We start from the raw sequence: 13,145 nt of genomic DNA on the forward strand, positions 1-13,145 counted from the left end.
AAGCGAAATGAAGCAACGATCCGCCACTCGCGCAAAACCGCAGGCGCCCGAATCTTCCGCCGCACCAGCTGCATCCGATGCGGCGCGTGCCCACGTCGAGCCCGCATTTCCGATTGTCGGTATCGGCGCTTCCGCCGGCGGCCTCGACGCCTACCGTACGCTGTTCTCGACGCTGCCGGCCGATTGCGGCGCGGCATTCGTGCTGATCCAGCATCTCGACCCTACGCGCAAGAGCCTGACGGCCGAGCTGGTCGGCGGGTACACGATGATGCCCGTCGTGCAGGCCGAAGAGGGGATGCGCGTCGAGATCGATCACGTCTACGTCATTCCGCCGAATACGTACCTTGGCATCCGCGATCGCACGCTGCGGCTGAGCGTGCCCGCCGAGTCGCGCAGCCTGCGCATGGCAGTCGATTTTTTCTTCGAGTCGCTGGCGGCTGCGGAGCACGATCGTGCGGTCGGCATCATTCTTTCCGGCAGCGGAACCGACGGCACCAACGGGCTGAAAGCCATCAAGGCCGCCGGCGGCCTGACGATGGTGCAGGATCCAAAAACCGCGCAACACGACGGCATGCCGCGGAGCGCGATCGCGAGCGCCGATCACGTGCTTCCTGTCGAGCAGATGGCTTCGACGCTGCTTGACCACCTGCGCAGCAACGCCGGCAGTGAGGTCGCTGCCGAAACAGTCCCGAACGCCGTGTCGCATGCGCTCCTGGAAGCGATCGCCGTGCTGCAGGCGCGCACCAGCTTCGACTTCAGCGGTTACAAGAAAGGGACGCTCCAGCGCCGCCTGCAGCACCGGATGAGCCTGCGCCGCATCGCCGCGATCGACGATTACACCGAGCTGCTGCGCACCGATCCGGATGAAGCCTCCGCACTTTTTGCTGATCTTCTGATCAACGTGACCGGCTTCTTCCGCGATCCCGAGGCATGGCAGATTCTGCAGGAGAAAGTCGTACGGCCGATGGTGGCTGCGCAGCCCGTCGATGCCCCGATTCGGGTGTGGGTGCCCGCCTGCGCGTCCGGAGAAGAAGCGTATTCGATGGCGATCGTCTTTCTCGAAGAGCTCGAACAAGCGGGCAAGCGCTGCGAGCTTCAGATCTTTGCTTCGGACCTCGATACGGACGCGCTCGAGACCGCGCGCGCCGGCATCTATCCGGCAGCGGTTGTGAAGAACCTCGGGCCCCGGCGGACGGCCCGCTACTTTCTGCAGACCGAGCACGGCGTACGCGTCAGCAAGCAGCTTCGCGACACGGTGGTTTTCGCGCAGCAGAGCCTGGTGCGCGATCCGCCGTTCTCGAAGCTCCAGCTCGTCAGTTGTCGCAACCTGCTGATCTATCTCGAGCAGCCGGTGCAGGACCGGCTCATTCCGCTCCTGCATTTCGCGCTGGTGAACGGCGGCTGTCTTTTCCTCGGGAGCGCCGAAGGCATCGGTCCGCACACGGACCTGTTCGAGGCCATCTCCGCAAAGTGGAGGATTTATCGACGCATCGGCCGGGCGCGTCACGAGCGGCTCGAGTTTCCGATCAGCGGTGCGCATCTGCCGATCGTGCACGGAAGAATACCCGGCCCGCCGACACCGGCCCGCCTGGCCGCGCTCGCGCAGACCCTGATGCAGCGTTACTCGCCGGCCTGCGTGATCATCAACCGCATCGGCGAGATTCTCTATTTCCACGGACCGACCGACGATTACCTGACGCGCCCCGACGGTTTGCCGACCAGGGATCTGATCGGCCAGGTGCGCGAGGGACTGCGCAGCAAGCTGCGCGGCGCGGTTCGCGACGCCATCCACGGCAAGCAGAAGGTGGTGGTCAGCGGCGTGCACGTGCGCCGCGGCGACAGTTTTCCACGAGTCCGCATCGTCGTGGAGCCGCTGCCGTCGACGACCGAGACCGAGAGCCTGTGGCTCGTCGTCATGGAAGACGAGACCGAATCCGACGACGTCGGGACGGCACCGCCGGCGTCCGGAGAAGACATCGCCCACGTGCAGCAGCTCGAGTACGAGCTTCGCGCGACCAAGGAAGATCTTCATCAGACGATCGAAGAGCTGCGCGCATCCAACGAAGAGCTGATGTCGAGCAATGAGGAGCTGCAGTCGACCAACGAGGAGCTGGAAACGTCGAAGGAAGAGCTGCAGTCGCTCAACGAAGAGCTGACGACGGCCAACAGCCAGCTCGAGAACAAGATCGGCGAGCTCGAAGCGAGCAACAACGACCTCGACAACCTGCTCGCCAGCACCAACATCGCGACGCTGTTCCTCGACACGCAACTTCGTATCCGCCGGTTCACGCCGGCTGCCACGCGACTGTTCAGCCTGATCGCGGCGGATATCGGCCGACCGCTTTCCGACATTGCCCAGCGCTTCCGCGATCCGGCACTGCTGTCGGATGCGGCGCTGGTGCTGACCGAGTCGGTCACCCCGCGGCAGGAGGTCCAGGCCCAGGACGGCCGCTGGTACGTGCGCCAGGTGCTTCCGTACCGCACGCGCGACAACCGCACCGAAGGCGTCGTCATCACGATGTCGGACGTCGCGGCCGAAGCGATCGAGGAAGCCCGCCTGTACGCGGAAGCGATCGTCGACACGGTGCGCGAACCGCTGCTGGTGCTCGACGGCGATCTTCGCGTGGTCTCGGCCAACCGCTCCTTCTATTCGACCTTCAAGGTGTCGAGCGCGGATACGGCCGGTCGCTCGCTGTACGAGCTCGGCGGCGGCGAATGGGACATCCCGCAGCTGCGTACGCTGCTCGGCGAGGTGCTTCCCAAGCAGCACGTGATGAACGATTTCCCGATGAAGCATGATTTCCTGACCACTGTCGGTCCGCGCAACCTGCTCCTCAATGCGCGCGCGCTGCTGCGTGGCGGAGACCGGCCCGGTCTCATCCTGCTCGCCATCGAGGACGTCACCGAGCGCATGCAGCTCCAGTCGGTGCTGCGCGAAAGCGAAGACCGCACCCGCAACGCAGAAGAAGCGAGGCGCCGCCACTCCGAGCTCGCGCACAGCCAGCGCATCAGCACGGTCGGCGAGCTCGCAAGCGGGCTCGCGCACGAGCTCAACCAGCCGCTCGCGGCCATCGCGAACGAGGTCGAGGCGTGCGTGCGTTACCTTCGCGCCGGCAAGGCGGACCCTGTCAAGCTGTTGTCGCTGCTCGGCGAGGTTTCCAGCGAGGCGCTGCGCGCCAGCCAGATCGTCTCGCATCTGCGCAGCTTCATCGAAAAGGGATCCCCGACCTTCGAGCTGGCCGATCTCAACGACATCGCCAGAGACGTGGCGCGGCTGATGCGGCACGAGATCGAAAGCGCGCAGGTCTCTCTCGAGATCGACGCCGCGCGGCGTCAACTCCCGATCAATGCCGATCGTATCCAGATCGAACAGATCATCGTGAACCTGATCCAGAATGCGATCGACTCGCAGCGCACCGTTCCCGGCGAATTGCGCAAGATCCGGCTGACGACCAGGGCCGCATCCGGAATGGCCGAGCTCTCCGTCCGGGACAACGGCCCGAGGATGGCCACGGCGGATGCGGAGCGCATGTTCGAGCCGTTCTTTACGACCAAGGCCGAAGGGCTCGGCATGGGACTGGCGATCAGCCGAAGCATCATCGAAGCGCACCGCGGACGGGTGTGGGCGGAAACGCCGGGCACAGGCGATCGCGGAACCACCGTGTGTTTCTCGCTTCCGCTGCAGCGGCCGGGGCGCAAGCGAAGCGCCGGCTGAGACATGTCCCCGCAACGACGATCTCGCGCATAGGTAGAACCACGCGCGTAGTTTTCCGACCTCCCCGGATTCCTACGTGCGTAGTATTGTCGGGGATGAGAACGCATCTATCATCCGGAGCGAGCCACGAGGAGCGAAGCGCGTGACAGAACAGGCAGCAACGGTCTTTGTCGTCGACGACAACGTGAGCGTCCGCAACTCGATCTTCGAATTGCTGACTTCGGTTTCGCTGCCGGTCGAAACTTTCGCGACTTCCGAAGAGTTCCTTGCCGCGTACCGGCCGGAGCGGCCGGGTTGCCTGCTGCTCGACGTGAGGCTGAAAGACGGTAACGGCCTCGATCTTCAGGACGAGCTCCAGCGGCGGCGCGCGACCCTTCCGGTGATCGTGCTGACCGGGCACGGCAACGTGCCGATGTCGGTGCGGGCACTCAAAGCCGGAGCGTTCGATTTCCTGCAGAAGCCTCCGCCGCCGGCGGTACTGGTCGAGAGAGTCCAGGCTGCGATCGGAAGCGACCGGGCCGCGCGCGCGCTGCTGTCGGAAAAACAGGTCGCCCTGAATCGCCTGTCGTCGCTCACGCCGCGCGAACGCGACGTGATGTCGCTGCTGGTGGCAGGCGAGACCTCCAAGGATGTCGCGTCGACGCTCGGGCTGAGCGTGCGGACCGTCGAAGGACATCGCCGCCGCGTCCTGTCCAAGCTCGACGTCACGTCGGCTGCGCAGCTCGTGCGCGTCGTGATGACGGCCAGAGCCGCCTGATCCGTTATTCCCCGGTCAATCGATCCCGCGAGGAAGATGGCCAAGCGCGCCGTCTTCCTCGCGGGGGATGGAGAGTATCGCCGGCAAATGTCCCGCCAGGGAGGAGAATAAGGGACATTGCCTCCGACTCTCTACAGCGATGTGTCAGTGTGCGACATGTCGCACTCTAGCCGCGTCACGATTCGCGACAAGAACGAACTTCTACTTGCGTAGAACTACGCGGGACGACCAGTGCGCAGACGCTGATGCACGCCCCGATCGCGCCCGCGTAGCTTCACGCGCGTACTTCTCCGATCTTTCGGACTTCCGCCAGTGCCGTAAGCTGGGCGAAGTTCGAACAAGGAGAACTTCATGATGAACAGAATTCATTCCACGGTTTCTTTCGGGTTGGTCCTCGGTGTGCTCGCAACGGCTTCGGTCGTCGCGGCCGAGACGTCAACAGTCACCACAAAGTCCACGACCTATGTTGGTACGGTGTCGGAGGTCAATCCGGCGACCTCGACGATCGTCCTGCACTCGGAGGCATCACCCACTCCGGTAACGTACAGCTACACGAAGGAGACGACCTTCGTGGATTCGACCGGCAAGGTCGTCTCGCAGGAAACGATCCGCAACTCGCCGGTCACGGTCGAGTACGCAACGGAAGGCGGCGTGACGGTTGCGCGCCGCGTCGTGCAGACCGGACCGAGTGTCGTCGTGACACCGCCGGCGGCAGGATCGGTTCACGAGAAGACGACGACCCGTACCGAAACCACGCACTGATCTAACCCTCTTCGGAGAGCAGAACCCTTGGGCGCGCCGTCATTGCGGCACGCCCGAGGGCGCCCCGGACCCCTTCTCTTCGGCCTTCCCGAAAAGGAAATTCCAATGAACAAGCTTCTTGTCGCCTTCAGCGTTCTCGCGTTCACTACGGTGGCCTCCGGCTGCAGCTGCGAGCGTCGCACCACCACGACCACGCACGAGAGCGTGCAGAGCGTCCCGGCCGAGCCGGTCGTCGTGGAAAAACGGACCTCGACTCACGTGGAAACACATACGACCGAGTAGGCAGGACCGACCCGTTCTTTGCGAGCGCGCGTCCGTTCGACGCTCGCGTCGAGCGGTGACCGCTGTCACGGAGAGAATGTCTCTTGATCTAGGAAAAGCAGCGGGAGACAGTCCCGCAAGGCGTTGAGCTGTGCCCCAGCAATCCCCACAGATGACCGAGCAAGCAGCTACCGTCTTCGTGGTCGACGACGACGCGGCCGTTCGCCGTTCGCTCTGCGAGCTGTTCGCGTCGGTGTCGCTTCCGGTCGAGGCGTATTCGTCCAGCCGCGAGTTCCTGGATGCCTTCGATCCGCGTCGCCCAGGCTGCCTGCTTCTCGACATGCGACTGAAGGAAGGCAGCGGTCTCGATCTCCAGGACGAGCTGCGCCGGCGCGACGTGCGCCTGCCGATCATCGTGCTGACGGGGCATGGCGACGTGGCGAGCTCGGTGCGCGCGCTCAAGGCAGGAGCGTTCGATTTCCTCCAGAAGCCTCCGCCGCCGGCGGAGCTCCTCGACAGAATTTACGCTGCGATCGAAAACGATCGCGCCGCACGCGAAGCGGCCTCGCGGCGGGCCGAAGGGCTCGACCGCCTTTCGTCGCTGACCCCGCGCGAGCGGGAAGTGATGGCGCTCCTGGTCGCGGGCAGTACCTCCAAGGAAGTCGCCTACGACATGGGCATCAGCGTGCGCACCATAGAAGGGCACCGGCGCCGGATCCTGTCGAAGCTGCAGGTGACGTCGGCGGCGCAGCTCGTGCGCTTCGTGATGAATGCGCGCGGCGACAAGACCGAAGACTGAGGAAAGGGTGTTCGTGGATTGGTGTGGGTGTCGATGCCGCTACCGACGATGGCTTTGTTGTTACGATGCGCAGCACGGCCAGCGCGCTATGTGGCTGCTGCAGCGAACATTCCCCGGGGAATGTGACCCAGGTTTCGTCTGATGCATCAGCGCTCAGAGTGATCGGTGTCTTGAGCATCTGCAGCGGGGCGCGACGGCGACGGATCCGAAGGTTTGTCGGATAGTACGCGCGCGGCGTCGCGCAACGTCAGCGGGACGGCAAGGTCGAGAGTGCTCTGCTCGACCTCGCGCACTCATCTGGTCGCGTCCTGCCGGGCGCGAATCACGGCCAGCTATGACACTTTTGTTATCGAAGCGTCGTCGCGATGTCGATTTCGCTTGACGCGGTTTTTCGTCGCTTGACGTCGCGTATAGCGAAGCGAAACGGAGCGCACGGATTTTTTCGCCGACTTCGAGCGTTACGCCGCTCGGATCTCGCGGCTTGTCGCGACAGGCGCATGTCTCTGAGCGGTCGCGTCCTTGGGACGAACGACGCCTGAAAAACCCGTGTTACAAGGGTCGTCATGACGACATCCTTCGACAGCGTTGCAAAACTCTCCGAACAGGAACTGCTCGATCACTTCGAGTGCCTCGTCGCTCGCGACCGTCGTACTACTGCGGCGCTTCTCGTCGCCATCGCCGAGATCGACGAGCGCAAGCTCTGGGCCAAGCATGCCTGCTCCTCCATGTTCAGCTTCTGCATGGAGCGCTTCCACATGTCGGAGCAGGTAACTGCGAAACGGCTCTGGGCTGCGCGTACGGCGCGCCGCTTTCCGGTCGTGCTGGACCTGGTCGCACGCGGCGAGCTGCATCTCAGCGCGATCCATCTGCTGGCCAGGCATCTGACGACCGAGAACCACCTGCGAGTGCTCGAGCGCGCCAGGCACAAGAGTTCGCGCGAGGTCGAGCGGCTGGTTGCCGAGCTGGCGCCGCGAGCGGATGTGGCGTCGCGTATTCGTGCGATGCCCAGGGCTCGCGCAGGGTGCGCGGCGAACAATGGGCCGGCGGTGGCAGCGCCAACGTTGGACGACACTGCGATCGCTCCACCGTCAGCGCAGCCGGCAAAAGTGACGAAGCCGATCGTTCCGCTCAGCCCGCGTCGTTACAAGATCGAGATCACCGTAGACGAAGCCACGCACGACAAGCTCCGGTCGCTTCAGGATCTGCTCGGCCGCTCGGCGACCGGTCGCGACGCAGCCGCGATCATAAGTCGTGCGATCGACGTGCTGCTCGTCCGGACACTCGCGCGCAAGGCAGGCTCGACCGATCGACCGAAATCGACGACGTCGCCGAAAGAAAAATGCACCGATCGACCGGGGTCGACCACGTCGACGAACGCGGAATGCCCCGACTGTCCCGCCACAATGCCCGCGGCCGATACAGCCGCTTCGCAGCGAGAACAGCGATCCCGGACAATCCCCGCAGCCGTGCGGCGTGAGGTATGGCGACGCGACTCGGGACGCTGCCGCTACGTAGACGGCCGCGGACGTCGCTGCCGCGAGACGGGCAACATCGACTTCCACCACAAAGCTCCGTTCGCCATGGGCGGACCTCCTACGCCGGCTAACATCGAGCTGCGCTGCGCGGCACACAACCAGTATCAGGCCGACCTCGACTTCGGCCGCGCCTTCATGCACGCGAAGCGTGGCAATCTCGCCGATGCGCGAACATTCCCCGGGGAATGTCGTGCCGTCGACGGCGGCGCGATGGCGGCCGCTCCGTGAAGACGTCGGAAGACGTCGTCGGAGTCCGGATCTTGTCGATGTAGATTGTCCTGGTAGCGAAGGCGCGCGCGAATTCCTCGCGCGTTCGCCGAACATACCGACGACCGTCTGCTCGGACCGAATCCACCGAAGCGACAGGAGTCAGACAAACGCGACGGCGAGGTGCGACAGAAATCAGACACGCGACGGTGAGGCGCGACAGGAATCAGACACGCGACGGCGAGGTGCGACAGAAATCAGAAAGGCGACGGGCGAGGTGCGACGCCCCATCCGCAGGACGTCCCAAGTCTCCCATCGCTGGCAGCAGTGGTCTGGGCCTGGAAATCAGGCTGGTTGCGCGCGGCTCCAGGACCTCGAAGGACCCATACCAACCCGCGACGAGCCCGAAAAACTCGTCGGGCGAAGGACTTCGCAGCCCATGCCGTCGCGAGACGCGCGGCATGGGCTGCGAAGCTTTCCGTCAGGCCATACCCTGCTTGACCAGCAGGACGGCCGCCTGGGTCCGGTTGCGGACTTCGATTTTGCGGAAGATCCTCTTGAGCTCCGATTTCACCGTCTCGGTGGAAATGCCGAGGCGAACCGCCATCTCGGAGTTCGTCAGTCCGTCGCAGATCAGGCGCAGCACGTGTTTCTCGCGCTCGGTCATCGCCCGGCGCGGTGCGGCGGAGTCGATCGCGATCACCCGGTTTTGCGGCGCGGCGGCCGACCGCTGCGGGATCGAGCCGTTGGAGTGCGGATTGGAGAAGCTCGGAGAGGAATTGTTTGTGATGCTCATGAGTTGGCTACCTTTCTTGTTCGCGCGGGTTGGCTGAAATTGTGCGGATTGTATTGCCGGCGCGCCGGTCGCAGGGAACGATTCGGCCGGCAGCGCGCGTTGCTCTCCGCGGGAATCGCGCTTGCCAGTCACTCTAGTCGACTCGTCGCGGCTGCCTAGATCGGAATGTTGCGCGCGCAGAACTACGCGCGTAGGGCCACCCACGTAGTTTTGCGATCTTACCCGGCGCCCTGCGGAAGGTTACAAGCAGGGCATGAAGCCAGCGACGACGACTGCTGAATCCGCCGCTCCCGGTCCTTCCGCGGACCCGCGGGCTTACGCCATGCTTCTGCGACGCGAGCATTCCAGCCCGCACTCGGACATTCCACCCGAGCGCCGGCTGCTCGTTGCGCTGATGCGCGACGCGATGCGGTGCATCGACAAGTACCGGCACGCGCGCGATTCGCAAGGCAGGCGCCGCTTCGAACAGGATGCCGAGTGGATCCTCTCGAACGATGCAAGCTGGGTCTACGCGTTCGTTCGCGTCTGCGAAGCTCTTGATCTGGATCCCCCGGCGGTTCGCCGTTCGCTCGGCCTGCTGCCAGGCGACACCGATCGGCCGGCCGGCCGCGCAACGATCGCAACCATCGCCCCCTCGGCGCTGCAGGAAAGGAGACTCCCGTCATGCTGAATTACGCCGTTACTTTTTTCGTGATCGCCCTGATCGCTTCGGTGCTCGGCTTTGCCGGTGTCGCCGGCATGTCGATGCAGATCGGCTGGCTGTTCGCGGTCATCGCTGTCGTGCTGCTCGTTGTCTCGATGATCTCGGGCGGCGGTCGCGGATTGCTGCGAAGGTCCTGAGAAGATTCATGCCGATCGTTCGCAACGTACTGTGGGTGCTGGTCGGGGTGGTCGTCGGGCAGGCCATCTGCCTCGCCGGTGGCCGCGACACGCTCGCGCTGACTGCGAACGACACGATCTCTTTCGCGAGCCTGACTGTCTTCGTGATGCTGCTCGTCACCTCGCGCGAGCGGTGGCCGTCCGCGCCGGCAGCGCTCTGAGTCCAATCCGATGACGACGGAGAACGGTTCGACCGGATCCGCGGGATCCGGCGAATCCGCCGGCTTGCCGAACGATGCCACCGCCAACGGGGCCGGTGCATCCACAGCCAAAACGTTCCGGCAGTTCCGCGATATCTCCAAAGCGTTCTTCGCATCGAGCCAACAGCGCAAGGCGCGAGGCTTTCTCGTCGTGCTGCTTGCGCTCGCGCTCTCGGTCGGCGGCGTCGAGGTCCTGATCAGTTACGCGGGCCGCGATTTCATGACCGCGATTGCGAAGAAGGATTCGGGCGCCTACTGGCGCCTGCTCGGAATCTATCTCGGAACCTTCGCGCTGGCCGTGCCGCTCGGCGTCTATTACCGCTGGACCGAGCACCGCCTCGCGCTGCTGTGGCGCGAATGGCTCGCCTCGCACCTGATCCAGCGCTACTTCAACAACCGCGCGTACTACCGGCTTCGCGGATCCGACGGCGTCGACAACCCGGACCAGCGAATCAGCGAAGACGTCCGCAACTTCACGGAAAATTCGCTCTCGTTCCTGCTGATCGTGCTCAACTCCGGCGTCACGCTGGTCGCTTTCCTCGGCGTTCTGTGGGGAATCTCGGGGCTTCTGGTCGCGGTGCTGTTCGGGTACGCGATTGCCGGCACGATCCTGAGCGTGCTGATCGGCAAGCGGCTCGTGCGCCTGAGCTTCCAGCAGTACCAGAAGGAAGCCGACCTGCGTTACGGCCTCGTGCGCGTTCGCGACAACGCCGAGTCGATCGCGTTCTACCGCGGCGAGAGCCGCGAGCAGAACGATCTCGGAGCGCGGCTCGGCAAAGTCGTCGCCAATACCGGCCTCATCATCAACTGGAACCGGCGGCTCGCGTTCTTCACCACGCCCTACAACTACGCGGCATTCGTGCTTCCGCTGGCCGTCGTTGCGCCGATGTTCATGCAGGGGCGGATCGAGTTCGGCGTGGTCACGCAGGCTGTCGCAGCCTTTGCGCAGGTGCTGGCCGCGGTTTCGCTCATCATCACCAAGTTCGAAGGCCTGAGCACCTATCTTGCCGGCGTGCAGCGTCTCGGCGCGCTGTGGGACAATCTCGACGACTTCGATGCCGACGAAGCGCGAGCCGCGCTCGAGGCCGGCGAGCAGCTCGACGAGGACAGCCGCTTCATCCGCCTGGACGGCCTCACCGTGTGTACGCCCGCGTCGTCGGGTCCGACGAAGACGCTCGTCGAAGAGCTGTCGTTCGACCTGCGGCGGCGCCAGAGCCTGCTCATCATGGGACCGAGCGGAACCGGCAAAAGCTCGGTCTTGCGCACCATCGCCGGCCTGTGGCCGAGCGGCGGGGGTTCGCTCGAGCGTCCGCCGCTCATCGAGCTGATGTTCCTGCCGCAGCGTCCGTACATGGTCGACGGCAGCCTGCGCGATCAGCTCCTGTATCCGTATCCGAAGCAGAAGCTCACCGACGACCGGATTCGCGAGGTTGTCGAGCAGGTCAATCTCGCGGACGTGTTCGCGCGGGTCGACGACGATCTCGACCGCGTGGTCGACTGGACCAACGTGCTGTCGATCGGCGAGCAGCAGCGCATCGCGTTCGCGCGCCTGTTCCTGCGCAAGCCCCGCTTCGCGTTCCTCGACGAAGCCACCAGCGCGCTCGACGAGGACAACCAGCATTCGCTTTACGAAATGCTGCAGAAGTCGGGCATCGGCTTCGTCAGCGTCGGGCACCGGCAGACGCTTGCCCAGTACCACGAGCGAATCCTGCATCTGGAAATCGACGGCACGTGGGAGGTCCAAGACGCGGCGGCGGCCGGAGAGCCGGAGTCGCTGTCAGCTGCTTAAGAGCGGCCTCGGCCGCTCGTCGGATGGATGCGGCCTCGGCCGCTCGTCGAATGGCTGCGGCCTCGGCCGCTCGTCGGATGGACGCAGCCCCGGCTGCTCTCCGCGTAGATACACGTGCGTAGTAGTGCGAGCTTACCGCCCTGCCGCAGGGTGCGTAGAGTACGGTATGTCCGCCGACAGTCCCGTTACCTCTTCTCTCGAACACCTCGTCTCAGCCAGTCACAGCATCCTGTCCAAGCGCATCGACCTGGTTCTGCTCGAAGTCCAGGAAATCGTTTCGCGTTCGCTGACGGGTGCGGCACTTGCGGGGATCTGCATGCTTCTGGCCGCCGGCGCGTGGTTCGCAGTCGCCGGCGCGGGCGTTCTGCTGCTGATCCCGGATTCGGCCGCGACGCTTCGCCTGTTCACGTTCGGCCTCGTCAACTGCGCAGGTGCGCTCGGCTGCGCGATGATGCTGACACGCTTCGGCCAGTCGGCTCGCACCCGCGCACCCAGGGCCAGCCATGACGCACACCACACGCTGGATGCGAATCCAGCGATCGAGAGCATCTGAGCCATGGACAACCCCGACTACAGCGAAGAGCGCGAAGAGCTCCTTCAATCGATCGAGCACGACCGGGAAGAAGTGCGCGTTGCGCTCCATGAGCTGAGCGACGCGGCCGGGCACAAGCTCGACGTGAGCGACCGCATCCGGTCCTCGCCGCTGACGTGGGCACTCGGCGCATTCCTGATCGGTGCGTGGCTCGGCGACCGTACCGCGTCGCACGAGAGCGCCCATCGATCCTGGCGAGACGCCTGAGAAGAGGGAGACAAACGATGATGACAGAATCTGCCACCGAGCCGCGCCTTCTGACGACGAGCGAGCCGCAAGCCCAATCGGAGATCGATGCGCTCGGCTCGGGTCTCAAGGACCTGGAAATGCAGGCCCGCGCATTCGTTCACGAGCGACCGATCGTCGCCGTGCTGGTCGCGGCCGGCCTCGGCTACCTGCTCGCACGCCTCGCGTCGCGGACATCGCGGTGAAAATCGTGCGCGATTCCGACACCAACGAAGAAGCACCGACCGCAGGCGCCCAGCCGCTACTGCGCGACCTGCGCTCGATCGGCCATCACGCGCGGCAGCTCCAGCACAACGCGGCGACGCTTGCGACGGAAGTCCAGAGCGCGAGCGACGACCTCGAGCGATACGTCACCGATCGCGTCCGCCGTCAGCCGTACAGTACGCTCGGAGCGGCCGCCGGGATCGGTTACGTGCTCGGCGGCGGCCTGCGGTCCTCGCTCACAATGATGATGCTCGGCGCTGCAGCGCGAATCGTCGCGGGTCAGCTCGTGCGCGAGCTCTCAAGCATGGCCGGACAGATGGGCTCGCGGCCGGTTCCGCCAGAGCCTGCCGGCACGCCGGCCCTCGAGCCGGTCACCTGAGCCCTGGCCGGTACGAGGATTCGC

At 64.8% G+C, this 13,145-nt stretch carries 15 protein-coding genes; 14 read left to right on the top strand and 1 reads right to left on the bottom strand.

The genetic code is table 11. The features are described from left to right. Nucleotides 1–7 precede the first annotated feature (7 nt). The 6 genes from VN634_08615 to VN634_08640 all read left to right on the top strand — a co-directional run bounded on the left by VN634_08615 (nt 8) and on the right by VN634_08640 (nt 8,057). Nucleotides 8–3,715 (top strand): chemotaxis protein CheB, encoded by a 3,708-nt coding sequence (locus VN634_08615; GenBank protein ID HXC50932.1) that lies wholly within the window; start codon nt 8–10, stop codon nt 3,713–3,715. A gap of 142 nt (nt 3,716–3,857) precedes the next feature. Then, the gene (locus VN634_08620; GenBank protein ID HXC50933.1) at nt 3,858–4,472 is read left to right on the top strand and encodes a response regulator; all 615 of its coding nucleotides are present in this window, start codon (nt 3,858–3,860) and stop codon (nt 4,470–4,472) included. A gap of 351 nt (nt 4,473–4,823) precedes the next feature. Then, nucleotides 4,824–5,234, top strand: a complete 411-nt coding sequence (locus VN634_08625) for a hypothetical protein (protein ID HXC50934.1) — start codon at nt 4,824–4,826, stop codon at nt 5,232–5,234. 105 nt (nt 5,235–5,339) lie between these two features. Further along, complete coding sequence (locus VN634_08630; protein HXC50935.1) at nt 5,340–5,516, top strand: hypothetical protein; 177 nt, start codon at nt 5,340–5,342, stop codon at nt 5,514–5,516. A 151-nt stretch (nt 5,517–5,667) separates the two neighbouring features. Next, entirely contained in the window at nt 5,668–6,294 is a 627-nt protein-coding gene (locus VN634_08635) for a response regulator (protein ID HXC50936.1), read from the top strand. Nucleotides 6,295–6,857: 563 nt separating this feature from the next. Further along, a complete protein-coding gene (locus tag VN634_08640) occupies nt 6,858–8,057 on the top strand; it encodes a hypothetical protein (protein ID HXC50937.1) in 1,200 nt (399 codons plus the stop codon). A 460-nt stretch (nt 8,058–8,517) separates the two neighbouring features. Here VN634_08640 and VN634_08645 read toward each other — a convergent pair whose 3' ends face one another. After that, a complete protein-coding gene (locus VN634_08645; protein HXC50938.1) occupies nt 8,518–8,964 on the bottom strand; it encodes a helix-turn-helix transcriptional regulator in 447 nt (148 codons plus the stop codon). A gap of 190 nt (nt 8,965–9,154) precedes the next feature. On the opposite strand from VN634_08645, the gene VN634_08650 reads away from it, so the two are divergent. From VN634_08650 to VN634_08685, 8 genes are all read left to right on the top strand, one after another. After that, the gene (locus VN634_08650; protein HXC50939.1) at nt 9,155–9,502 is read left to right on the top strand and encodes a hypothetical protein; all 348 of its coding nucleotides are present in this window, start codon (nt 9,155–9,157) and stop codon (nt 9,500–9,502) included. Continuing rightward, the gene (locus tag VN634_08655; protein ID HXC50940.1) at nt 9,496–9,672 is read left to right on the top strand and encodes a DUF1328 domain-containing protein; all 177 of its coding nucleotides are present in this window, start codon (nt 9,496–9,498) and stop codon (nt 9,670–9,672) included. The genes VN634_08650 and VN634_08655 overlap by 7 nt, the downstream gene beginning before the upstream one ends. Before the next feature lie 8 nt (nt 9,673–9,680). Further along, the gene (locus VN634_08660; GenBank protein HXC50941.1) at nt 9,681–9,872 is read left to right on the top strand and encodes a hypothetical protein; all 192 of its coding nucleotides are present in this window, start codon (nt 9,681–9,683) and stop codon (nt 9,870–9,872) included. A 10-nt stretch (nt 9,873–9,882) separates the two neighbouring features. Then, nucleotides 9,883–11,700 carry an ABC transporter ATP-binding protein/permease gene (locus VN634_08665; GenBank protein ID HXC50942.1) on the top strand — a complete coding sequence of 606 codons (1,818 nt, stop codon included), beginning with the start codon at nt 9,883–9,885 and terminating at the stop codon, nt 11,698–11,700. 166 nt (nt 11,701–11,866) lie between these two features. Further along, nucleotides 11,867–12,253, top strand: coding sequence for a phage holin family protein (locus VN634_08670; protein HXC50943.1), 387 nt, complete (start codon nt 11,867–11,869; stop codon nt 12,251–12,253). Nucleotides 12,254–12,256: 3 nt separating this feature from the next. After that, a complete protein-coding gene (locus VN634_08675) occupies nt 12,257–12,499 on the top strand; it encodes a hypothetical protein (protein ID HXC50944.1) in 243 nt (80 codons plus the stop codon). A 17-nt stretch (nt 12,500–12,516) separates the two neighbouring features. Further along, a complete protein-coding gene (locus tag VN634_08680) occupies nt 12,517–12,723 on the top strand; it encodes a hypothetical protein (protein ID HXC50945.1) in 207 nt (68 codons plus the stop codon). Nucleotides 12,724–12,728: 5 nt separating this feature from the next. After that, nucleotides 12,729–13,121, top strand: a complete 393-nt coding sequence (locus VN634_08685) for a hypothetical protein (protein HXC50946.1) — start codon at nt 12,729–12,731, stop codon at nt 13,119–13,121. Nucleotides 13,122–13,145 lie beyond the last annotated feature (24 nt).

Source organism: Candidatus Limnocylindrales bacterium (assembly GCA_035571835.1).
GTDB lineage: Bacteria > Desulfobacterota > Binatia > UBA1149 > CAITLU01 > DATNBU01.

Bases quoted from the DNA above. Each gene is read 5' to 3' on its own strand.
- VN634_08655 (HXC50940.1), top strand. From the start codon at position 9,496: ATGCTGAATTACGCCGTTACTTTTTTCGTGATCGCCCTGATCGCTTCG.
- VN634_08640 (HXC50937.1), top strand. From the start codon at position 6,858: ATGACGACATCCTTCGACAGCGTTGCAAAACTCTCCGAACAGGAACTG.
- VN634_08675 (HXC50944.1), top strand. From the start codon at position 12,257: ATGGACAACCCCGACTACAGCGAAGAGCGCGAAGAGCTCCTTCAATCG.
- VN634_08625 (HXC50934.1), top strand. From the start codon at position 4,824: ATGATGAACAGAATTCATTCCACGGTTTCTTTCGGGTTGGTCCTCGGT.
- VN634_08615 (HXC50932.1), top strand. From the start codon at position 8: ATGAAGCAACGATCCGCCACTCGCGCAAAACCGCAGGCGCCCGAATCT.
- VN634_08650 (HXC50939.1), top strand. From the start codon at position 9,155: ATGCTTCTGCGACGCGAGCATTCCAGCCCGCACTCGGACATTCCACCC.
- VN634_08670 (HXC50943.1), top strand. From the start codon at position 11,867: ATGTCCGCCGACAGTCCCGTTACCTCTTCTCTCGAACACCTCGTCTCA.
- VN634_08660 (HXC50941.1), top strand. From the start codon at position 9,681: ATGCCGATCGTTCGCAACGTACTGTGGGTGCTGGTCGGGGTGGTCGTC.
- VN634_08680 (HXC50945.1), top strand. From the start codon at position 12,517: ATGATGACAGAATCTGCCACCGAGCCGCGCCTTCTGACGACGAGCGAG.
- VN634_08635 (HXC50936.1), top strand. From the start codon at position 5,668: ATGACCGAGCAAGCAGCTACCGTCTTCGTGGTCGACGACGACGCGGCC.
- VN634_08630 (HXC50935.1), top strand. From the start codon at position 5,340: ATGAACAAGCTTCTTGTCGCCTTCAGCGTTCTCGCGTTCACTACGGTG.
- VN634_08665 (HXC50942.1), top strand. From the start codon at position 9,883: ATGACGACGGAGAACGGTTCGACCGGATCCGCGGGATCCGGCGAATCC.